17 protein-coding genes and 1 pseudogene are annotated in these 20,874 nt (G+C 68.1%); 8 read left to right on the top strand and 10 right to left on the bottom strand.

The genetic code is table 11. The annotated features are described in order from the left end of the window. The first annotated feature begins 235 nt into the window (after positions 1 to 235). The 3 genes from G6N24_RS18825 (at position 236) to iniC (ending at position 5,539) form a co-directional block, all read left to right on the top strand. On the top strand, positions 236 to 2,113 hold the full coding sequence (locus tag G6N24_RS18825; protein WP_163745557.1) for an IniB N-terminal domain-containing protein: 1,878 nt from the start codon (positions 236 to 238) through the stop codon (positions 2,111 to 2,113). A 103-nt stretch (positions 2,114 to 2,216) separates the two neighbouring features. Next, positions 2,217 to 4,058, top strand: coding sequence for an isoniazid-induced dynamin-like GTPase IniA (gene iniA / locus G6N24_RS18820; RefSeq protein ID WP_085160532.1), 1,842 nt, complete (start codon positions 2,217 to 2,219; stop codon positions 4,056 to 4,058). Further along, positions 4,055 to 5,539, top strand: a complete 1,485-nt coding sequence (gene iniC / locus G6N24_RS18815; protein WP_085160531.1) for an isoniazid-induced dynamin-like GTPase IniC — start codon at positions 4,055 to 4,057, stop codon at positions 5,537 to 5,539. Before iniA ends, iniC begins: the two co-directional genes overlap by 4 nt. On the opposite strand, the gene G6N24_RS18810 is transcribed toward iniC, so the two are convergent. The 7 genes from G6N24_RS18810 to G6N24_RS18780 form a co-directional block, all read right to left on the bottom strand. Continuing rightward, complete coding sequence (locus G6N24_RS18810) at positions 5,536 to 7,239, bottom strand: Hsp70 family protein (protein WP_085160529.1); 1,704 nt, start codon at positions 7,237 to 7,239, stop codon at positions 5,536 to 5,538. The two genes, iniC and G6N24_RS18810, sit on opposite strands and share 4 nt — an antisense overlap. Positions 7,240 to 7,313: 74 nt before the next feature. Continuing rightward, positions 7,314 to 7,505, bottom strand: coding sequence for a hypothetical protein (locus G6N24_RS24915; protein WP_232070606.1), 192 nt, complete (start codon positions 7,503 to 7,505; stop codon positions 7,314 to 7,316). Positions 7,506 to 7,726: 221 nt separating this feature from the next. Further along, a complete protein-coding gene (locus G6N24_RS18800) occupies positions 7,727 to 8,278 on the bottom strand; it encodes a hypothetical protein (protein ID WP_085160526.1) in 552 nt (183 codons plus the stop codon). Between the two features lie 39 nt (positions 8,279 to 8,317). Beyond that, positions 8,318 to 8,863, bottom strand: a complete 546-nt coding sequence (locus tag G6N24_RS18795; protein WP_085160524.1) for a hypothetical protein — start codon at positions 8,861 to 8,863, stop codon at positions 8,318 to 8,320. 54 nt (positions 8,864 to 8,917) lie between these two features. Then, entirely contained in the window at positions 8,918 to 9,391 is a 474-nt protein-coding gene (locus G6N24_RS18790; protein WP_085160522.1) for a (2Fe-2S)-binding protein, read from the bottom strand. Then, positions 9,384 to 10,271 (bottom strand): FAD binding domain-containing protein, encoded by an 888-nt coding sequence (locus G6N24_RS18785; protein WP_085160520.1) that lies wholly within the window; start codon positions 10,269 to 10,271, stop codon positions 9,384 to 9,386. The genes G6N24_RS18790 and G6N24_RS18785 overlap by 8 nt, the downstream gene beginning before the upstream one ends. Further along, entirely contained in the window at positions 10,268 to 12,598 is a 2,331-nt protein-coding gene (locus G6N24_RS18780; RefSeq protein ID WP_085160518.1) for a xanthine dehydrogenase family protein molybdopterin-binding subunit, read from the bottom strand. Before G6N24_RS18780 ends, G6N24_RS18785 begins: the two co-directional genes overlap by 4 nt. Positions 12,599 to 12,650: 52 nt before the next feature. Here G6N24_RS18780 and G6N24_RS18775 point away from each other — a divergent pair, with 52 nt between their 5' ends. Continuing rightward, positions 12,651 to 13,199 carry a nucleotidyltransferase family protein gene (locus G6N24_RS18775; RefSeq protein WP_232070605.1) on the top strand — a complete coding sequence of 183 codons (549 nt, stop codon included), beginning with the start codon at positions 12,651 to 12,653 and terminating at the stop codon, positions 13,197 to 13,199. 146 nt (positions 13,200 to 13,345) lie between these two features. Here G6N24_RS18775 and G6N24_RS18770 read toward each other — a convergent pair whose 3' ends face one another. The 3 genes and pseudogenes from G6N24_RS18770 to G6N24_RS24910 form a co-directional block, all read right to left on the bottom strand. Next, entirely contained in the window at positions 13,346 to 14,809 is a 1,464-nt protein-coding gene (locus G6N24_RS18770; RefSeq protein ID WP_085160514.1) for an amino acid permease, read from the bottom strand. Positions 14,810 to 14,945: 136 nt separating this feature from the next. After that, positions 14,946 to 15,317, bottom strand: coding sequence for a PIN domain-containing protein (locus tag G6N24_RS18765; protein ID WP_163745556.1), 372 nt, complete (start codon positions 15,315 to 15,317; stop codon positions 14,946 to 14,948). A 678-nt stretch (positions 15,318 to 15,995) separates the two neighbouring features. Beyond that, positions 15,996 to 16,524: pseudogene (locus G6N24_RS24910) on the bottom strand (DNA-binding protein). Between the two features lie 141 nt (positions 16,525 to 16,665). Here G6N24_RS24910 and dnaK point away from each other — a divergent pair. The 4 genes from dnaK to G6N24_RS18740 are packed head-to-tail and all read left to right on the top strand — an operon-like array spanning position 16,666 to position 20,820. Further along, positions 16,666 to 18,537 (top strand): molecular chaperone DnaK, encoded by a 1,872-nt coding sequence (gene dnaK / locus G6N24_RS18755; RefSeq protein WP_085160510.1) that lies wholly within the window; start codon positions 16,666 to 16,668, stop codon positions 18,535 to 18,537. After that, the gene (gene grpE, locus G6N24_RS18750; protein ID WP_085160508.1) at positions 18,534 to 19,205 is read left to right on the top strand and encodes a nucleotide exchange factor GrpE; all 672 of its coding nucleotides are present in this window, start codon (positions 18,534 to 18,536) and stop codon (positions 19,203 to 19,205) included. The genes dnaK and grpE overlap by 4 nt, the downstream gene beginning before the upstream one ends. Positions 19,206 to 19,264: 59 nt before the next feature. Beyond that, on the top strand, positions 19,265 to 20,440 hold the full coding sequence (dnaJ, locus tag G6N24_RS18745; RefSeq protein WP_085160506.1) for a molecular chaperone DnaJ: 1,176 nt from the start codon (positions 19,265 to 19,267) through the stop codon (positions 20,438 to 20,440). After that, entirely contained in the window at positions 20,440 to 20,820 is a 381-nt protein-coding gene (locus G6N24_RS18740) for a heat shock protein transcriptional repressor HspR (RefSeq protein WP_085160504.1), read from the top strand. The genes dnaJ and G6N24_RS18740 overlap by 1 nt, the downstream gene beginning before the upstream one ends. Positions 20,821 to 20,874: the final 54 nt, after the last annotated feature.

Raw genomic sequence — 20,874 nt, 5'->3', positions numbered from 1 at the left:
CGTTAGGTTTCTGACGTGCGCAAATGCGGCTATTGGGGGTGGCTTCACGATGGGCATGGGGGATCCTAGATATCCCCTAATCCCCTAAAGGGGCGCCGCGGCCGATCCCGATGGGTACTCGACCCACCGGGGGATCGGACCCCGATTCCGGGGAGGGGTGCAATCCCTAGCGTTTATGGCAAACCGCCGGTCACATCGGCGGACAGCTGCACAGATTCGATTGAAGGGATGGACCATGACCACGCTGACCTCGCTTGTCGACTACATCCTGAGCCTGTTTCGCAACGAGGAAGCCGCGCAGTCCTTCGTGTCGGCTCCTGGGCAGGCCATGACCAATGCCGGGCTGATCAACGTGTCGCCGGAAGAGTTTGCCGCGGCGGCTAGTGCGGTGCCGGGGCTTGTCCTCGATGACGGCGACCCGATCGGCGCGGTCCAGCTGGCGGTGGCCGACCAGTTCGGCTTCGCGCCGACGCCCGACTCGGGCTTCGTGTCCGACGCCGGTTATGCGTCGGCGCTTGTTGCGCAGGACGCCGGCGCCGTCGTGGCGAGTGACGCGGGATCCGGACTGGCCAATGTCGCCGCAGACCTCGGTGCTGGGATCCTCGGTCAAGCGGGTGGCGGCCTGGGTTGGCAGGGCGGTGCCGGTGGGTTCATGCCCGGCCTCGCTTTCGCCGAACCAACCGGTGGCTTTGGGAGCCAGGTCGGTCTGGGATTGGGCGCTCAGGCAGGCTTCGCGGTTGAGGCCGGGATTGCTGTCCAGGTGGGCGCTGGCTTGGGTGTTGGTCTGGGTGGTCAGACGGGCGTGGGCGCCGGCCTGGGCTTTGGTCTTGGTGGCCAGGCCGCCGTTGGTGGTCAGGTTGGTGCGGGCCTGGGCCTCGGTCTGGGCGGCGGCGTTGGCGGCGGGGCCGGTTTCGGTGGTCAGGCTGGCATCGGCGGCGGCGCGGGCCTCGGAGGCCACGTCGGTGTCGGTGTCGGAGGTCAGGTCGGCGGTGGTCTAGCGGTTGGCGTCGGCGCCCAGGCCGGAGGCGCGATCGGTGGTGGCGTCGGCGGTCACGCCGGGGTCGGTTTCGCCGGTGAAGCCGTTGGGCGGACCGACATGGGAGGCCGCGTAGGTGGCGGTGTCCAGATCGGCGCCGGTGGTCAGGCAGGCGTTGGTGGCCAGGTTGGCATCGGCGCCGGTGGTTCGGCCGCGCTCGGCGGTCAAGCCACGCTCGGTGGCCAGGCCGCACTCGGCGGCCAGGCGGCTCTGGGTGGCCAGACTGCTCTCGGTGGCGTGGGCGGTGTTGGCGCAAACGTGGCGTTGGGAGCAACCGCAAGCAGCCAAGCCGGATTGATTGCTAGCGAAGGCGCCGCGTTGAACGGCGCCGCTACTCCTCACGTTTCCGGCCCACTAGGGGGTGTCGGTGTGGGTGGTACCGCCGGCGCCGGGGCGGCCGGCGGCGCAGGGCTAGGCATCGGTGGTGGCGGCCGCGGCAACCTGCTGAGCGGCGACAGCGCCGCGCTTGGTGGCCACGCGACCCCGCAACCGGCGATCGCGGGTGGGGCTGGAACCGCGGCCCACGTTGGCGCCGAGGGCGCAATGGCCGGCGGAGTGGGCGACGGCATCATGGGGACCGGACCCGGCGGCGGTGCGGCGGCCGGGGGAGCCGGCGCCGGGGCGCACGGCGACATCCTCGGCCAGGAAGGCGTCACGCTCGGAGGTGGCGGCACCGTCAACGGCGGTTTCCCGCCCGCCCAGCATGGCCCGACCGTTCCCGCTGGCCAGGGCCCTGTCATTCGGGGCGGTGCTGACGGCACGGTTGGCGGTCACACAACGCCCCCGTCGGGTGGCGGCCCCGTCATCGGCAGCCCCGGCAGCGCCGATGGCCACGGCGGCGGCGCGCACCCACCGGTGATCAATGCACCGGAGCCGCACGCTCCGGCGCCGGCCCATCCGGCCCCCACGCCGGCCCTTCCGGCCCCCACGCCGGCCGAGCACGCGCCGAGCGAGTGGCCGGCCCACGCGCCGAGCCCCTCGGTGTTCGGTGGCGATCACCAGCCGCCGGTGGCGCATACGTCGCCGCACACCGAGCCACCCGCGTCGCACGGCCCGGTCGACCACCACGGGTTCTGACCCCGGACCGGCCCGACGAACCGGCGGGGACTTCGTGGTCCCCGCCGGTTCGTGCGCATACCGTGATCTGAAGTGCAAGCGAGCGAGAAAGTAGGGCTGCACGGTGAACCAACCCGATGACCCGCGTCGGGTCGGCGTGATCGTCGAATTGATCGATCACACCATCGCGATCGCCGAACTCAACGACCGTTCCGACCTGGCGCGGCGGCTGACCCGGGCCCGCGAGCGAATCACGGATCCGCAGATCCGGGTGGTGATCGCCGGACAGCTCAAACAGGGCAAGAGCCAACTGCTCAACTCCCTGCTGAACATGCCGGTGGCGCGCGTCGGTGACGACGAAGCCACCGTGGTGGTCACCGTGGTGAGCTACAGCGCGCAGCCGTCGGCTCGCCTCGTCGTTGCCGCCGGTCCCGACGGCGAAACCGAGACGGTCGACATCCCGGTCGATGACATCAACACCGACCTGCGGCGGGCCCCGCGCGCGGACGGCCGCGAGGTGTTGCGGGTCGAGGTGGGCGCGCCCAGCCCGCTGCTGCAGGGCGGCTTGGCGTTCATCGACACCCCCGGTGTGGGTGGCCACGGGCAGCCCCACTTGTCGGCGACGCTTGGGCTGTTGCCCGATGCCGACGCCATCCTGATGGTCACCGACACCAGCCAAGAACTGACCGAACCCGAGATGCGTTTCGTGCAGCAGGCCTACCAGATCTGTCCCGTCGGCGTGATGGTGGCCACCAAGATCGACCTCTATCCGCACTGGCGTGACGTCGTCAACGCCAACGCCGCGCACCTGCACCGCGCCCGGGTGCCGATGCCGATCATCGCAGTGTCGTCCCTGTTGCGCAGCCATGCCGTCGCGCTCAACGACACGGAGCTCAACGACGAGTCCAACTTTCCGGCGATCGTCAAGTTTCTCAGCGAGAAAGTCCTCTCTCGCCAGACCGACCGGGTGCGTGATGAGGTACTCGGCGAAATACGTTCGGCAGCAGAGCATTTGGCTATTTCCGTGGGCGCGGAGCTATCGGTGGTCAACGATCCGGATCTTCGCGGCCGGCTCGCCGACGAGCTGGAGCGACGCAAGCGGGAGGCCCAGGATGCGCTGCAACAGACCGCGCTATGGCAGCAGGTGCTGGGCGACGGATTCACCGACCTGAGCAACGACGTGGACCACGACCTGCGCGCGCGCTTCCGCGCTGTCACCGAAGACGTTGAGCGCCAGATAGATTCGTGCGACCCGACCAGGCATTGGGCGCAGATCGGCACCGACGTGGAAAACGCAGTCGCCACCGCCGTCGGGGACAACTTCGTGTGGGCTTACCAACGGGCCGAAGAATTGGCTGACGACGTGGCGCGCTCCTTCGCCGACCTGGGGCTGGACTCGGTGATGTCTCCCGAGCTGAGCGCGCGTGCGATGGGCGAGGATTTCGGCCGGCTCAAGGCGCTGGCCCAGCTCGAGTCCAGGCCGCAGGGCAAGGGCCAGAAGGTGGTGTCCGGCTTGCGGGGTTCCTACGGCGGCGTGGTGATGATCGGCATGTTGTCCTCGGTGGCCGGGCTGGGTTTGTTCAATCCGCTGTCCGTGGGGGCCGGGGTGATACTCGGCCGCATGGCATATAAGGAGGAAAAAGCGAATCGGCTGTTGCGGGTGCGCGCCGAGGCGAAGAGCAATGTGCGGCGCTTCGTTGACGACGTTTCGTTTGTCGTCGGCAAGGAGTCCCGCGACCGGCTCAAGGTCATCCACCGCACGTTGCGCGACCACTACCGCGGCATCGCCAACGAGCTCACCCGGTCGCTCAACGAATCACTGCAGGCCACCATCGCGGCGGCGCACCTGCACGACGTCGAGCGTGACAATAGGGTCCGTGAACTTCAGCGGCAGTTGGACATCCTGAACCAGGTGAGCGACAACGTGAACAAGCTGACGTCCCGGGTGGCCATGGGAGGAACGTGAGCACCAGCGAGCGGGTCCGCGCGATTCTGGGCGGGACCATCGAGGCCTACCGGGGCGAGCCGGCTTACCGCCAACGCCAAGACGTTTTCTACGAACTGGACCGCATCGGCGCGCGCCTGGCCGAACCGATCCGCATCGCGTTGGCCGGCCCGCTCAAGGCCGGAAAGTCCACTCTGGTCAACGCATTGGTCGGCGCCGACATCGCGCCGACCGATGCCACCGAGGCGACCCGGATCGTGACCTGGTACCGCCATGGCCCCACGCCGAAGGTCACCGCCAACCATCGCGGCGGCCGGCGTTGCAACGTGCCGATCACCCATAGCGGCGGGCTGACCTTCGATATGCGCGGGCTCAACCCCGCCGACGTCGTGGACCTCGACGTCGAGTGGCCCGCCGAGGAATTGACCGACACCACCATCGTTGACACCCCGGGGACGTCGTCGCTGACGCGCGACGCCTCCGAGCGCACGCTGCAGCTGTTGGTCCCCGCCGACGGGGTGCCGCGGGTGGATGCGGTGGTGTTCCTGCTGCGCACCCTGGGCGCCGCCGACGTCGCACTGCTCAAGCAGATCGGTGCGCTCGTCGGCGGGTCGGCGGGAGCGCTGGGCATCATCGGGGTGGCCTCCCGGGCGGACGAGATCGGCGCCGGCCGGATCGACGCCATGCTGTCGGCGAAGGACGTGGCCATGCGGTTCACCAGCGAAATGAATCAGACCGGCAGCTGCCAGGCGGTGGTGCCGGTGTCCGGACTGCTCGCGTTGACCGCGCGCACGCTGCGCCAAACTGAGTTCATCGCACTGCAGAAACTCGCCGGCGCCGACAGCACCGAACTCAACAAGGCCCTGCTGAGTGTGGACCGGTTCGTGCGGCCGGACAGCCCATTGCCCGTGGACGCCGGCACCCGCGCGCAATTGCTGGAGCGGTTCGGCATGTTCGGCATCCGGATCTCGATCGCCGTGCTGGCGGCGGGCGTCGCCGATTCGGCGGGGCTGGCCGCCGAGCTGCTGGAGCGTAGCGGGCTGCTGGCGCTGCGCGACGTCATCGACCAGCAGCTCGCGCAACGCTCCGACATGCTCAAGGCACACACCGCGCTGGTGTCGTTGCGCAGGTTCGTCGAGGTGTTCCCGATCATGGCAACGCCATACATCATGGCCGATATTGACCCGCTGTTGGCCGACACCCACGCCTTCGAGGAGCTTCGCCTGCTCAGCCAATTACATTCACGGACAACGACATTGAATGAGGAGGAAATCGCATCGCTGCGCCGCATCATCGGTGGGTCGGGCACCAGCCCGGCGAGCAGGCTTGGGCTGGACCCCGATGCGCATCCCAACGAGGGGCCGCGTGCCGCGTTCGCCGCTGCCCAGCGCTGGCGCCGCCGGGCCGAACACCCGCTCAACGATCCTTTCACCACCAGGGCCTGCCGCGCGGCGGTGCGCAGCGCGGAGGCGATGGTGGCGGAGTTCGCCGCGCACCGCTAGCCCACCGGCGCCATGGTGGTTGGTGTGACGGGCGCGGCGGTCGTCGTTTGTTGCGTGGTCGGCGGCGCGGTGGTCGTCGCCTGGGACGTCGTCGGTTTGGTCGTGGTCGGCTGAGCGGTCGTGGTGGTCGGCGGGGGAGTCGTGGTGGATGTGGTGACGGCCGTGGTCGTGGGTTGGCTGGTTGTCGTGGGCGCGGGCGGCCGCGTGGTGGTGGTGACGGGCGGCGGGGGGAGCACCGTCAGGGCGGGGCTGTTGTTTGGCCGGATCACGGTCGTGGTGACGGACGACGGCGGGGCCGGTGGTTGGTTCGGTGGGGTGGTGTTGACCGGGGTGGTTTTGCTCTTGCCCAGGTTCAGTGCCAGCAGCACGGTAACCAAGACGGCCGCTCCGGCGCCGGCCACGCCCAACACCAGGGCGGCGCGTTTGTACCACGGCAGTGTCCCGGCTTCGGTGACCGGGCGGGCCTCGGCCGCATAGTCGAATCCCGTTGTTTCCCAGGCATATTTGCCAGTCGCGCCGGATCCGGCGTAGGGCACCGGCTCGTCTCCCGCGACGTCTTGTGACCACGCCAGGGCACGGTACGTCGACGATTTGTCGTCACTTGCGGCCCGCGCGGCCCACGCGGCTGGCGCCACCTCGGTCGGTGGGACGCCAACCATGTCGGTCGGCGTGTCGACCACGGCCCCCATGACGGTCGGTGTGCCCCCGGATGACTGCCGCTGGCCGAGCACCGCCGCGCCGATCGCGGCGCTGAACGTGGGTTGGCCGGTGGTGAAGATCGGCACCCCCAGGCGCTCCGACAGGCGCGTGGTGATCAGCGGGATGCTGGCCCCACCGCCGACCGTCGCCAGAGCGCGCAGGGTGGTCCGCGGAATCCCGTTGCGCTGCAGCATCTCTTCGACGTTGCTGACGAAGAGGTCGAGCGGGCCCGCGATAAGTTGCTCGAATTCCGTGCGGGACAGCCGGACATCCTCGCCGGAACCCGGCCGGCCCGCAATGACGGCCACGGTGGCCGCCGACAGCTGTTCCTTGGCGTGCCGGCATTCACCGAGCAGGCGCGTCAGCGACCCATCCGGTGGGTCTGCCCGCAGATGACTCACCATGAGCTGATCGATCGTGTCGCCGGAGAATTCGGGATCGCGGAGGGTGGCGCCGATCTGGTCGAAGCCCGCGCCGGCGTCGCTCAGCGTGACACTGGTGCCGCTGGCGCCGAAGTCGCACAGGGCGACGACGCCGTCCGTCGGGAATCCCGGTTTGGCGCAAAGCGCCGCGAGCGCGGCGGTCGCGTCGGAGATCAACGCCGGGGGCACACCGCCGGGCGCCAGGCCGGGTTGGGCGAAAAACTCCTCACGCATCGCGGCGTACTGGCCCTCGGACCAATACGCAGGCACGGCAACGGTGACCGGACCGCCGTCGCCAACCGTGCGCGCCATCGCCTCGAGCGCTTCGACCGTCAGCGCCACGCCGAGGTACTTGGTGCCGTCGGCGGCCACCAGCGGAGTCCGGTCCCCGACCCGCTCGACAAATCCCCGCAGCACCAGGCCAGCTTCGGTCACGTTCGGATTCTCTTCTGGCACACCGACCTCGGACGCCCGGTGGTCGAATACCGTCAACACCGAGCCGCGGGATACCGGCGCACCACCCACCCGGGCCGCGACCAGGTTGGCCACCCCGATCGACAACCCGAGCGACGCGCTCATATCGCTAACCCCCGTGTCCTTTGTCTAGCTCGGCGGCCGACGGCCGCTCCCCACCATAGCGGCACCGGGAACGGTCACAGGCCGGGCGACAAATTGATCACGGTGAGCATCGACGGCAGCGTGGGCCACGCCCCGGGCGACGGCGTGTTGGTGGTCGTGGTGCTCGTGATGGCCGGCACCGGAGCGGGGCGGCCGTGGGCGAGCTGGATAACGCCGTCGATGATCAGCGCGATCAGGATTGCGATCAGGACGCCCCACCTGACCAAATGCGAGGGGATTGCGCCACCCAGGGGTTAGCTCGGGTCGCGGCGCTTGTCCGTACCCTCCCTGGCTGGCGCCGTAGCCGCCGTTGCCACGCGGTCGGGTCGTTGGCTCCATAGTTCGGCGGGTCTCGGCCGCCGTGGCAAAATACCCGCGGGCCCCGGCTGGATACCGCCTCCACACGCGGCGCTACCGATCAGCGGTCAAACCCCGACCCAGACGGGACCTACTCGGTAAGGCCGGGCGGCAACGTAATCGGCGACGGCAGACCCGGAATGGTGATCACCGACGGAAGCGGCGGCAGATGCGGGTCGTGCGTTGGCTGCTGTGTCGGGTGAAGCGTTGACTGCCAGGTTGGCTGCGGTGGCGGCGGTTCGACTGCGCTGCTGGTGGGCGGTGGCGTCGCTGTCGTGGTGGTGGTGGGCGGCTGCGTTGTGGTGGTAGCCGGCGGAATCGTCGTGCTCGTGCCAGGCGGGGTTCGGCTGGTGCCCTGGTCGCCCCCGATCAGCTCGCTGATTCCGAAGACGATCAAGCCGATCAGGATCACGACGAGCGCCAACCAGCCGATGAACGCCACGGGGTTGCGGTACCACGGCGTGGGCTCGGCATCCAGATCCTCAGGCTCGAAGGGCTCATCAGGCGGCCCCGCGGTTTCAAGGGGCGCCTCAGCCACAGGGGGTGGCGGTGGCGGATTGGCCGGCAGGTATCCGCCCGGGCCGAAGTTGGCCTGCTGGGTGGGTTGCCTGTTGAATTCGTCTGGTGGGCCGTAAGGTGCCACGCAACCGATGGTACTGACAGCCCGGCGTGGGCCACGCGCTCAGAACGTGCTGACCTTCTCGATGCTGACGAACATGCCATGACCCGTGCGGCTGTTCGTAAAGCGGGTGCCCTCGGTGGTCGCCACGATGGTCCAGCCCACCGCGTCGTAGGTCTTGTAGTCGATGGTGACCGTCGGGATGGCGCCCAGATTGCCCAGCACCCACTGTACGGAACCGTTGGCGGTAACCCGGACGCCGTTCGCGTGCTCGCCATCCTGGATGGGGGAGTTCTTGAACGGCGCCTCGCACCCGACGCTTTCGGTGTTGATCTGGCAGCGCGTTTGGCCGGACTTGGTCTCGATGAAGACATAACCGCTCTGATCCGGTGGGAGCGGGATCGCGCCGGCCGGCGCCGTCGGGCTCGCGGGTGTTGTCGGTGCGGCGGTCGGCGGTGCGGCCGAAGACGTCGGGAACGAGGGCTCGGTTGGACCCGACCCCGGCGAGGCGACCGGCCTGCCGTCGATCGTGGTGCTGCATCCGGCGACCAGCGCGCCACCCGCCAGCACGCCGGCCAGGCCCCACCATGCTTTTTGGGATAACCGCACGAACTCAGACTACGCACCAGGTGATGCAAGTGACTGCAGTGACGCGCCTTGGCATTACCGCAGCAGTTCCGCCGCCCGATGCGCGGCGGCGACGATTCCTTGGTAACCGGTGCACCTGCAGAAGTTCCCGGACAGGCCTTCGCGTATCTCGTCTTCGGTCGGATCGGGGTTGTCGCGCAGCAACGCAGTCAGCGACATGACGAAACCCGGTGTGCAGAAGCCGCATTGCAGCCCGTGGCATTCCCGCAGCGCGGATTGCACCGGCGACAACGCCCCGTCCGGCGACGCGACGCCCTCGACGGTTGTCACCTCCATGCCGTCGGCCTGCACCGCGAACAGCAGGCACGACCGCACCGCCGCGCCATCCAGCAGCACGGTGCAGGCGCCGCAGGCTCCATGTTCGCAGCCCAGATGGGTGCCGGTGAGTGTGCACCTCTCCCGCAGGAAGTCCGCCAGCGTCATCCGCGGCTCGACGGTCGCCGCGATGGGAATTCCGTTGACCGACAGGTGGATCGGGTGTTCATGCATGCGGCGCCCCTGCGACCGCTTCCGCGACGGCTTGCGCCCAGGCGCGCGCCGTCATGACCGCGCCCACCTGGGTGCGATAGGACGCCGATCCTTGCAGGTCGGCCGGAACGTCGTCGAGCCCCGTCATCGCGACCCGGCCGACCTCCTCGGGCTCCACCTCCCTGACGGGTTCGCCGGCGACCGCCGCTTCGGCCGCCGTTGCGCGCCTGGGAGTGGCGCCCAGGCCCAACAGGCCGATAGCGCAGCGGGATAACCGCTCGTCGTCGTCGAGCGCGACGGCCACCAACGCGCCGGCGATCGCGAAATCGCCATGGCGACGCGAGAATTCGTGCACGGCGAAGCCGGGTCTGCTGTCCCACACGGGAAATCGGACTCCGGTCAGCACCTCGTCCGGTTCCAGGGTGGTTTCCCACACGCCGGTGAAGAAATCGGCGGCGGCGATCTGGCGTCGTCCCCGCGGCGACAGCACCTCCATCGTGGCATCCAGCGTAAGGGCCGCCGCGGGATATTCGCCCGCGGCGTCGGCGTGCGCGATCGACCCGCCGAGGGTACCGCGGTTGCGGATCTGAAAGTGACCGATGAACGGCGTCGCCCGGGCCAGCAGCGGAACCGCCGCGCGGACTTGGGAATCGGAGCCCACCGTGGCCTCGGTGGTGCCCGCACCGATCCACAGCTCCTGGCCCCGGCGCTCGATGCCCTGCAGCTCGGTCAGCCGGGAAATGTCGACGAGATGCTCGAAGGACGCCAAACGCATCGACAGCATCGGGACCAGGCTCTGCCCGCCCGCAAGGATCTTGGCGTCCTCGCCCAGTTCGGCGAGCAAGCCCACCGACTCCTCGAGGGTGCCGGGGCGGTGGTATTCGAACGACGCCGGTTTCACTGGCGCGCCTCTGCGAGTAACGACATGATCGCCGCCGGGCTGGCCGGCAGCCGGGTGATGGTCACGCCCAAGGGCGCCAGCGCGTCGTTGATCGCGTTGATCACCGCCGGCACCGAGCCGATGGCCCCGCCTTCGCCGACGCCCTTGTATCCGCCGGGGCCGGGGCCGGGCACCTCGATGTGGCCGAATTCGATGGGCGGGACCTCGGTGGCCGTCGGCAACAGGTAGTCGACGAAGGTCGTTGCCAGCGGATTGCCGTCGTCGTCGTAGACGAGGTTCTCCATCAGCGCGCCCCCGATGCCCTGCGCCGTTCCGCCGGCGATCTGGCCCTCCACGATCGTCGGGTTGATCATCGGCCCGACGTCTTCGCTGACGATGTAGCGCAGCAGCCTGACTTGGCCTGTCTGGGTATCCACCTCGCACGTACACGCGTGGGTGGCGTTGGCCCACAGGATCGGCGCCTTGGCGACGTAGCGGGCGGTGGCCTCCAGCACCGGCGAGATTCCCGGCGGCAGCCGCCGTGGCTGGTAGTACGCCAGGTATGCCAGCTCGCCAAAGGTCACCGCCTGGGCCGGGTCGTCGCGCACCATGGCAGTCGAATGGGCCAGTCGCACTTCGGATTCGGCGACCTTGAGCCGGTGCGCGGCCAGCGCCACAATCTTGCCGCGCAGGATCGACCCCGCCTCGTTGACAGCTCCCGCGGTCATCGGGCCGCTGCGGCTGCCCTGGGTCCCGGCGCCATACGGGGTGATCGCGGTGTCGCCCTGGATGGTGGCCACGTCCTCGATGTCGGCGCCCAGGGCGTCGGCGGTCAGCTGAATGACGGTGGTTTCCAGGCTGTTTCCGGTCGAGCCTCCGTTCACGTAGACGTTGATCTTGCCGGTCGGCTCCATCCGGATGGTGGCGCCTTCGGTTGCCATGTGGCCCGTCATGGCACTCGTCGCCTCGATGTATGCCGCGAACCCGAGGCCCAGATAGCGACCCTGGGACAGCGCTTCCCGTTGCTCCCTGCGGAACCCTTCGTGGTCAAGGATTTTCACCGCCTGCTCGAACGTCTCGATCGGAGCCACGTGGTCGTACGGCAGCCCGTTGGGGTTGAGATACGGCATCTCGTCGCGACGCAGCAAGTTCCGCCGGCGTAGCTCGACCGGATCGATATTCATCTTGCGCGCGGCTATGTCGAGAAGTAGTTCGCGCGCCAGGGTTTCGAATTGCCAAGGTCCGCGGTAGGCGGCCAGGCCGGCGGTGTTGGAGAAAACCGTCTTGTAGGTGAAGCTGGCCTTCGGTACCCGATAGGGCCCCGGGAAGAACATGCCGATCGCGGCACTTGTCAACACCGGGTAGGGCGTCGGATAGGCGCCGATGTCCTGGACGAAGTCGATATCCGCTGCGCGGAAATTGCCGTCGTCGTCGAACGCCATCCGGGCGGTCCCGTCGACGTGCCGGGCCTGCCCGGCCGACATCAGGTTCTCGCGCCGGTCCTCGATCCACTTCAACGCCGCCGGCACCTTCCGGGCGGCCAGCATGATGCACATGTCTTCGCGCATCGGGACGACCTTCTGGCCGAAACCACCCCCGGTGTCGCGCACGATGACCCGAACGCGTTGTGCCGCAATGCCCAACAGCCGCGCACAGAACGCCCTCAACTCGTGGGGCGTTTGTGTGGACGCCCACACGGTGAGTTCCTGGGAGGCCGCCGCCCACTCGACCACCAGACCGCGGGTCTCGATCGGCACGGGCACGTAGATCTGTTGGTATACATGCTCTTTCACGACGCATGTCGACGTGGCGAAGATCTCCTCGTCGGGCGGCGCGCCGGCCATCCCGCCCGCGACGTTGTTCGCGTAGTCGTCGTGAACCTGCACATCCGACGTTTGCGCGCGGGTGAAGTCGGTGATCGCGGGCAGCGGTTCGTAGTCGACGTCGATGAGTTCGAGCGCGTCCTCGGCGACATACCGGCTCTCGGCGACGACCAGCGCCACCGGGTCGCCGACGAACTTCGCCACACCCTCGGCCAGTGGCGGCCGCGGGGTGTCCGGGACGTCCTTGCCCGCGACGGCGTGCCAGGCTTCCCTGACGTCCGGGTTGAGGTCGGCTGCGGTGAAAACCGCGCGCACGCCGGGCAGCGCCAGCGCCGCCGAGGCGTCGATGCCGTTGATCCGGGCACGGGCAAACGGGCTGCGCAGGAAGCAGGCGTGCAGCATCCCGGGCCGCGAGACGTCGTCGACGAAGCTGCCGTGGCCGGTCAGCAGGCGGGCGTCCTCCACCCGTTGGACGCGGGTTCCGGCGTACCGCGGCGAGACGGCCCCCTGCACGTCCTGAGTCATCGCGCTCCGTCCAGTTGACGCCCAACGAGAAGCTCGATGTCATCATATGAGAGTGCCGTTATCGAAGTCGAGGGTCGTCGGTGTCCTGCTGGCCGCGGGAGCCGGACGGCGATATGGCAAACCGAAGGTGTTGGTCGACGGCTGGTTGGAGGCCGCGGTCGGCGCGCTGCGCGACGGGGGTTGCGCCGAGGTGGTTCTGGTGCTCGGGGCCGCCGAGGTGACGGCCCCGGACGGGGTCACGGCGATTACCGCTGCGGACTGGCAGCAGGGCCTGAGCGCCTCGTTGCGCGCCGGTCTGGCCGAGGCCGATCGGATGCGCGCGGAGTATGCGGTCTTGCACGTCATTGATACGCCCGACGTCGGACCGGCCGTGGTGGCCCGGGTCCTGGACCGCGCGTTGGCTTCCGGCAGCGGCATCGCGCGGGCATGTTTCGGGGACCGGCCGGGCCATCCCGTCGTCATCGCGCGCCGGCATTGGCCCGGCGTCTTGGCCGGGGTATCCGGCGACCAAGGTGCCGCAGCGTATCTGAGCACCCAGCCGGACGTCGCGATGGTCGACTGCGGCGATCTTGCTAGCGGCCGCGACCGAGACCGGCGGTAGCGGCCGACGTCCTCGGTTACCCACTTTGGCCGACGGCACCTCCGGCAACGGCCTTGCGCGGTGTGATGCACCGTAACGATCCCGACCGCATGGCGGCGGAGGATGCAGCCAGCCACGCGAACAGTGTGTGCACCGTGCCCGGTGTATTAGTCCTCCGGGTCAACCGAAGACAGGACCGCGAGGTCGCCAGCGTGGCCGACATCGTCGGCGGTCGCCGCAACGCGGTGGCGGACCAGGTACCAGCCACCGATGAGGGCGGGGATGCCGACCGCCATCGCGGCGAGCATCCAGCGCCCGTATGTCTCGTCGAACAGCATCAGTGCCAACACGCCGGCCAGGAACGCCAGCGTGAGGTAGCCGCTGTAGGGGGACAGCGGCATCCGGAAACTCGGACGCGGCAGCGCGCCGGCGGTCGTCATGCGGTGGAACCGCAATTGGCAGGCCACGATCGTCGCCCAGGCCACGATGACTCCCGTCGCGGCGATGTGCAGCACGATTTCGAAGGCCTGGCTCGGCTTGACGGCGTTGAGCACGATGCCGAACAGGCCGATACCGGCGGTAAGCAGGATTCCGCCGTACGGCACCCCGTTCTTCGACATCGGCGCGGTGAACTTCGGGCCGCTGCCGTTGATGGCCATCGACCGCAGGATCCGGCCCGTCGAGTACAGCCCGGCGTTGAGGCTGGAGAGCGCGGCGGTGAGCACCACGAGGTTCATCAGGCTGCCGCCCCCGGCAAAACCGGCCTTGGCGAAGAACGTCACGAACGGGCTGACATGTTCGCGGTAGGCGGTGTAGGGCAGCAGTAGGGCCAGCAGGACGGTCGACCCGATGTAGAAGACCGCGATGCGGAACACCACCGAGTTGATGGCGCGCGGCATGATCCGCTCCGGATCGGCCGTCTCCCCGGCCGCGATGCCGACCAACTCGATGGCGGCGTAGGCGAACACCACACCCGACGTGACGAGCACCAGAGGCAGCAGGCCGCTCGGCAACAGGCCGCCATGACTACTCCACAGTGACCACCCGGTCTCCTGCCCGTCGACCTTGAAGCGCCCGGCTAGAAAGATCGTCCCGACGACCAGGAAGGTCACCAGCGCCAGGACCTTGATCAACGCGGCCCAGAACTCCAGCTCGCCGAAGAGCTTGACCGAGATCAGGTTCATCGAGAGCACCACCAAAAGCGCGATCAACGCGAGCGTCCACTGTGGTATGACGTGCAACGCCTTCCAGTAGTGGCAGTAGTGCGCGATCGCGGTGGTATCGACGATCCCCGTCGTCGCCCAGTTCAGGAAGTACATCCAGCCTGCGGCGAAAGCCACCTTCTCGCCGAAGAATTCGCGAGCGTAGGACACGAAGGATCCCGACGACGGGCGATGCAACACCAGTTCGCCGAGCGCGCGCAAAATCAGGAACACGAAGATGCCGCAGACCCCGTAGACCAGGAACAAGCCCGGCCCCGCCGACGCAAGCCGGCCCCCAGCGCCGAGGAAAAGGCCGGTACCGATGGCGCCGCCGAGCGCGATCATCTGCAGCTGCCGGTTTTTGAGGTCCTTGTGGTAGCCCGTGTCTTCGCGGGTGAGTCTCGCCGCGTCGGTGTCTAGCGGTGGCATCGAGCTCCTGCCATGGTGGCTTGCTGAAACGCCGCGACGCGGGCACGCCCGAGGAACGGACTGGCTGTCAGGCTATCGCACCGAAACGCCGCTGGCGCGCCGAAAACCCCGTTGGAGCAAATCGGGCGTGCCTCCGTCAGAGGCTGCCACGCCTGGCCAGCCAAACGCTCGCGAAGCGAAGGTCCGTCCTCGTGGCGAGGGTGTCGTAGTCGCGGTCGTAGTGCAGCACTCCGGCGCCGTGTCGATCTGCCAGCGCCGCGATGATGAGGTCGACGGGGCGAAGGCGATGGTGCCCGGCGCGGGCAAGTTGACGCTGCGCGTCGACCGCGCGACGCTCGACCTCGGTATCGATGTGCAGCATCGGCAGCGACATCAGTTCGCGCAGCAGTTCAGCGTGATCCGTCGTGCTGCGCGCCGAGTAACCGGCTTCGAGCAGGAATGGCAGGCAGACACCGATCCGGCGCTGTTCGATCGCGTCGGCGATCTCCCGCGCCCGCCGCTCCCGCAATGCCGGCGACGCGAGGCGGACGAAACGCCGAATTGTCCAGCAGCAGCTCGACGCTCACCCGCGCGCCCAGCCGGACCGGCGCGCGAGTTCCGCGGCATCGGCGTCAACCGGAAGGCTGCGCGCCCGTACTCGGTCGGCCAGCCGCCGCCGAAGCCTCGCATCGCTTTCACGCTCGGCGCGGATCGACGCGAGTTGGGAGTGCGCGCGGGCGGTCGCCGAAACGCAAGCAGTGTTGTCCGGTGAAAATCTCGCCGTGAGTGCACGTTCGGCGCCTGCATAAGCCAGGGGTACCGTCCTCGGTCGGGGTTCGGCACGCCGAGGGGAATGGATGCCGGCGACTCCAACAGGACACGCGGGCGGAATTTTCATACTGGTACTCCCGGGCCTGTACTCGGCGATCTGCCCGCGCGCCGGTTGAATGGTTGGAAAATCCGTGCTGGTCCCTTTGGCGAGAGCGCTACGGACCGTCGCCGCGTCTGTGGACGATATCTCGGTGACGGCGGCGGTGCACCGCACCTCGACAATGGCAACCTCACGTGGAGCCTTGCCGAGCATCTTGTTGTCCGCGGGAGGAAGCCCCCGGGAGAAGAGCACCATCCGTCCGGGTGGCGGTGCCGGTGGTGCCGAGCGAACGCAGTACGTGCGGTGGCGGAGGGCCCGGCAGCATAGGGTCGACGGTCAAGTCGCCGCCCATTCGGCGATCTCGATCAGTCCGAGTACGGGCTCGACGGATCCACCGTGCAACAGCCTGCTGCGGGGTCATGAGAAAGCCAGCTACTGCAGTGGGGGGCAGCTCCCTGGCGAGCAGAGCCGGTAGCACCTCGTCGAGGCCGCGGACGTGCTTGAGTCTTCGTGGCTTGCCGCGGCCGCGGTCGACGATCTCGAACCTGAATCGCCGGGTATACCCAGGTGCCTCCGTCGCTGATCGCCCAGAGCGTGCGGGCGAGGCGGCGCTGCCGCACGCGGGAATCGTTGACGCCCAGTCCTTCTCTGACCTCGGCGGCGGTATAGGCAGTCTGTACAAGCTGGCCATGTGGGCGGTCGCGTCGGCTGCGATCTCTGCGTACGCTTCGGGGTCTTCGGTGAACCCGGCGTCATCGAGTAAACGAGCCTCGTCGGCGGTGAGTGTGGCCGCCCACGGACGCAAGCGGGATTTGGACACGATCCGCGCGTCACCACAGCAGACCCCGGGGAACAAGACGCGCATGCCCGCCGTTAGCATGGGCAGCAAGTTGAGCGAATCAGACTCAAGACTGAGTTGACACCACCATCGCCCTAGGGGCAGTCTTGAGCGGGGTTCACTCAGCATAGTGCACGAAAGAAGCTCTACTACTCAGGAGGATTCACTATGGCTCGTGCGGTCGGGATCGACCTCGGGACCACCAACTCCGTCATCTCGGTTCTGGAGGGCGGCGACCCCGTCGTCGTCGCAAACTCCGAGGGCTCCAGGACCACTCCGTCGGTCGTCGCGTTCGCCCGTAACGGCGAAGTCCTCACCGGCCAGCCGGCCAAGAACCAGGCGGTGACCAACGTCGACCGCACCGTGCGTTCGATCAAGCGGCACATGGGCAGCGACTGGTCCATCGAGATCGACGGCAAGAAATACACCGCCCCGGAGATCAGCGCGCGCGTCCTGATGAAGCTCAAGCGCGACGCCGAGGCCTACCTTGGTGAGGACATCACCGACGCGGTGATTACCGTGCCCGCCTACTTCAACGACGCCCAGCGCCAGGCCACCAAGGACGCCGGCCAGATCGCGGGACTTAACGTGCTGCGGATCGTCAACGAGCCGACCGCCGCGGCCCTGGCCTACGGTCTCGACAAGGGTGAGAAGGAACAGACCATCCTGGTCTTCGACCTGGGTGGCGGCACGTTCGACGTCTCCCTGCTGGAGATCGGTGAGGGCGTGGTCGAGGTCCGTGCCACCTCGGGTGACAACCACCTCGGCGGTGACGACTGGGACGACCGCATCGTCGACTGGCTGGTCGACAAGTTCAAGGGCACCAGCGGCATCGACTTGACCAAGGACAAGATGGCGATGCAGCGGCTGCGTGAGGCAGCCGAAAAGGCCAAGATCGAGCTGTCCTCGTCGGGCAGCACCTCGATCAACTTGCCCTACATCACCGTCGACGCCGACAAGAACCCGCTGTTCCTCGACGAGCAGCTGACGCGGGCCGAATTCCAGCGGATCACTCAGGACCTGCTGGACCGCACCCGCAAACCGTTCCAGTCGGTGATCGCCGACACCGGCATCTCGGTGTCGCAGATCGACCACGTCGTACTGGTGGGTGGTTCCACCCGTATGCCCGCGGTGACCGACCTGGTCAAGGAGCTCACCGGCGGCAAGGAGCCCAACAAGGGCGTCAACCCCGACGAGGTCGTGGCCGTGGGCGCCGCGCTGCAGGCTGGTGTGCTCAAGGGTGAGGTGAAAGACGTTCTGCTGCTTGATGTTACGCCACTATCCCTGGGAATCGAGACCAAGGGTGGCGTGATGACCAAGCTGATTGAGCGCAACACCACCATCCCGACCAAGCGGTCGGAGACCTTCACCACCGCCGACGACAACCAGCCGTCGGTGCAGATCCAGGTGTATCAGGGTGAGCGCGAGATCGCGGCGCACAACAAGCTACTCGGCAGCTTCGAGCTGACGGGTATCCCACCGGCGCCCCGGGGCATCCCCCAGATCGAGGTCACCTTCGACATCGACGCCAACGGCATCGTGCACGTCACCGCCAAGGACAAGGGCACCGGCAAGGAGAACACGATCCGCATCCAGGAAGGCTCGGGCCTGTCCAAGGAAGAGATCGACCGGATGATCAAGGACGCCGAGGCGCACGCCGAGGAGGACCGTAAGCGTCGCGAGGAGGCCGATGTCCGCAACCAGGCCGAGACGCTGGTCTACCAGACGGAGAAGTTCGTCAAAGAACAGCGCGAGGCCGAGGGTGGCTCGAAGGTGCCCGAGGACACGCTGAACAAGGTCGACGCCGCGGTCGCGCAAGCGAAGGCGGCACTCGATGGATCGGACATCGCCGCGATCAAGTCGGCGATGGAAAAGCTCGGCCAGGAGTCGCAGGCGCTCGGACAGGCGATCTATGAGGCCACCCAAGCCGCGGCGGCGCACGCGGGCGGCGCGCCCGGCGACGGGCCTGGCGCTGGCGCTGGTTCAGCTGACGAGGTGGTGGACGCGGAGGTGGTCGACGAAGATCGGGAGTCCAAGTGACCGAAGGAAACCCACACGAACAGGTAACGGTCACTGACAAGCGCCGGATCGATCCCGAGACCGGCGAAGTGCGCCATGTCCCTCCGGGCGAACCGCCGGGCGGGGTGCCGGAAGGCCAGGCACCGGCCGCACACAATGCCGACAAGGTCGCCGAGCTGACCGCCGATCTGCAACGTGTGCAGGCTGACTTCGCCAACTACCGCAAGCGGGCGTTGCGCGACCAGCAGGCGGCGGCGGACCGGGCCAAGGCCGGCGTCGTCAGCCAACTGCTGCACGTCCTCGACGATCTCGACCGGGCGCGCAAGCACGGCGACCTGGACTCTGGGCCGCTGAAGTCGGTTGCCGACAAGCTGGACAGTGCGTTGAACGCGCTGGGTCTGCGTGCGTTCGGTGCCGAAGGCGAGGATTTCGACCCGGTGCTGCACGAAGCGGTGCAGCACGAGGGCGACGGCGCGGAGGGCTCCAAGCCGGTGATCGGCACCGTGATGCGGCGGGGCTACCAGCTGGGTGAGCAGGTGTTGCGGCACGCGCTGGTCGCGGTCGTCGACACGGTCGCCGACGAGGCCTCCGAACCGGCCCAGACGCCCGACCAAGCCGACGCGGTCGAAGGCGACGCCGAAACCGAACAGGCCGACACGAGCGACAACGCCGACGCCTCCGATCAATAGGACACAGAATCGCAGATGACGGACACGCGATAGAGGAAGGTGAAAGGGGGTGACGCGACATGGCCCAGCGTGAATGGGTCGAAAAGGACTTCTACAAGGAGCTCGGCGTCTCCTCCGACGCTAGTGCCGAAGAGATCAAGCGCGCTTATCGCAAACTGGCCCGCGACCTGCATCCGGACGCGAACCCTAACAATCCGGCCGCCGGCGAACGCTTCAAGGCGGTGTCGGAGGCCCACAACGTCTTGTCGGATCCGGCCAAGCGCAAGGAGTACGACGAAACCCGGCGGCTGTTCGCCGGCGGTGGCTTCGGCGGCCGCCGGTTCGATACCAGCTTCGGCGGATTCGGCATGGGCGGTGACGGCGCCGAGTTCAACCTGAACGATTTGTTCGACGCCGCCAGCCGGGGCGGCGGCACCAACATCGGCGACCTGTTCGGCGGCCTGTTCGGACGCGGTGGCAGCGCGCGTCCCAGCCGGCCGCGGCGCGGCAACGACCTGGAGACAGAGACCGAACTGAACTTCGTGGAGGCCGCCAAGGGCGTGGCAATGCCGCTGCGGCTGACTAGCCCGGCGCCGTGCACCAACTGCCATGGCAGCGGCGCGCGGCCGGGCACCAGCCCAAAGGTGTGTCCCAGCTGCAACGGGTCGGGTGTGATCAACCGCAACCAGGGCGCGTTCGGCTTCTCCGAACCGTGCACGGACTGCCGGGGAAGCGGCTCGATCATCGAGCACCCGTGTGATCAGTGCAAGGGCACCGGCGTCACCACCCGCACCCGCACGATCAATGTGCGGATCCCGCCCGGTGTCGAGGACGGGCAGCGGATCCGGCTGGCCGGGCAGGGTGAGGCCGGGTTGCGCGGCGCTCCGTCGGGTGACCTGTACGTGACGGTGCATGTACGGCCGGACAAGATCTTCGGTCGCGACGGCGATGATCTGACGGTGACGGTCCCGGTCAGCTTCACTGAATTGGCTCTTGGCTCAACGCTTTCGGTGCCGACGCTGGACGGCACGGTCGGCGTCCGGGTGCCTAAAGGTACCGCCGACGGCCGCATCCTGCGGGTGCGCGGCCGCGGCGTACCCAAGCGCAGCGGCGGTAACGGAGACCTACTCGTCACCGTGAAGGTGGCCGTGCCGCCAAATCTGGAGGGCGCCGCCCGGGAGGCGTTGGAGGCCTACGCGGCGGCCGAGCGGTCCAGTGGTTTCGATCCGAGGGCCGGATGGGCAGGTAATCGCTGATGGCCAAGAACCCACGGGAAGGGGACTCCCGGACCTTCTTGATTTCGGTGGCCGCCGAGCTGGCCGGCATGCACGCGCAGACCTTGCGCACCTACGATCGGCTCGGTCTGGTCAGCCCGCGGCGCACCTCCGGTGGCGGGCGCCGTTACTCGCAGCATGACGTCGACCTGTTGCGCCAGGTGCAACGGCTTTCGCAGGACGAGGGTGTCAACCTCGCCGGCATCAAGCGCATCATCGAGCTGACGAATCAGGTGGAGGCGCTGCAGTCGAGACTGCAGGAGATGTCCGAGGAATTGGCGGCTTTGCGTGCCAATCAGCGCCGCGAGGTCGCGGTGTTGCCGAAGAGCACGGCCCTCGTCGTCTGGAAACCGCGCCGGTGAGCCGAGCCTGCGAAGCAGGCAAGCGAACGGCGCCATCAGCAGAAGCCGGTGAGC

This window comes from Mycobacterium lacus (assembly GCF_010731535.1).
Taxonomy (GTDB): Bacteria; Actinomycetota; Actinomycetes; order Mycobacteriales; family Mycobacteriaceae; genus Mycobacterium; species Mycobacterium lacus.
This window is presented reverse-complemented; position numbering and strand designations above follow the sequence as displayed.

Coding starts and splice junctions, on each gene's coding strand:
- dnaJ (WP_085160506.1), top strand. CDS start 19,265: ATGGCCCAGCGTGAATGGGTCGAAAAGGACTTCTACAAGGAGCTCGGC.
- G6N24_RS18740 (WP_085160504.1), top strand. CDS start 20,440: ATGGCCAAGAACCCACGGGAAGGGGACTCCCGGACCTTCTTGATTTCG.
- G6N24_RS18810 (WP_085160529.1), bottom strand. CDS start 7,239: ATGAGCGCGTCGCTCGGGTTGTCGATCGGGGTGGCCAACCTGGTCGCG.
- G6N24_RS18770 (WP_085160514.1), bottom strand. CDS start 14,809: ATGCCACCGCTAGACACCGACGCGGCGAGACTCACCCGCGAAGACACG.
- dnaK (WP_085160510.1), top strand. CDS start 16,666: ATGGCTCGTGCGGTCGGGATCGACCTCGGGACCACCAACTCCGTCATC.
- G6N24_RS18825 (WP_163745557.1), top strand. CDS start 236: ATGACCACGCTGACCTCGCTTGTCGACTACATCCTGAGCCTGTTTCGC.
- G6N24_RS18790 (WP_085160522.1), bottom strand. CDS start 9,391: ATGCATGAACACCCGATCCACCTGTCGGTCAACGGAATTCCCATCGCG.
- G6N24_RS18780 (WP_085160518.1), bottom strand. CDS start 12,598: ATGACTCAGGACGTGCAGGGGGCCGTCTCGCCGCGGTACGCCGGAACC.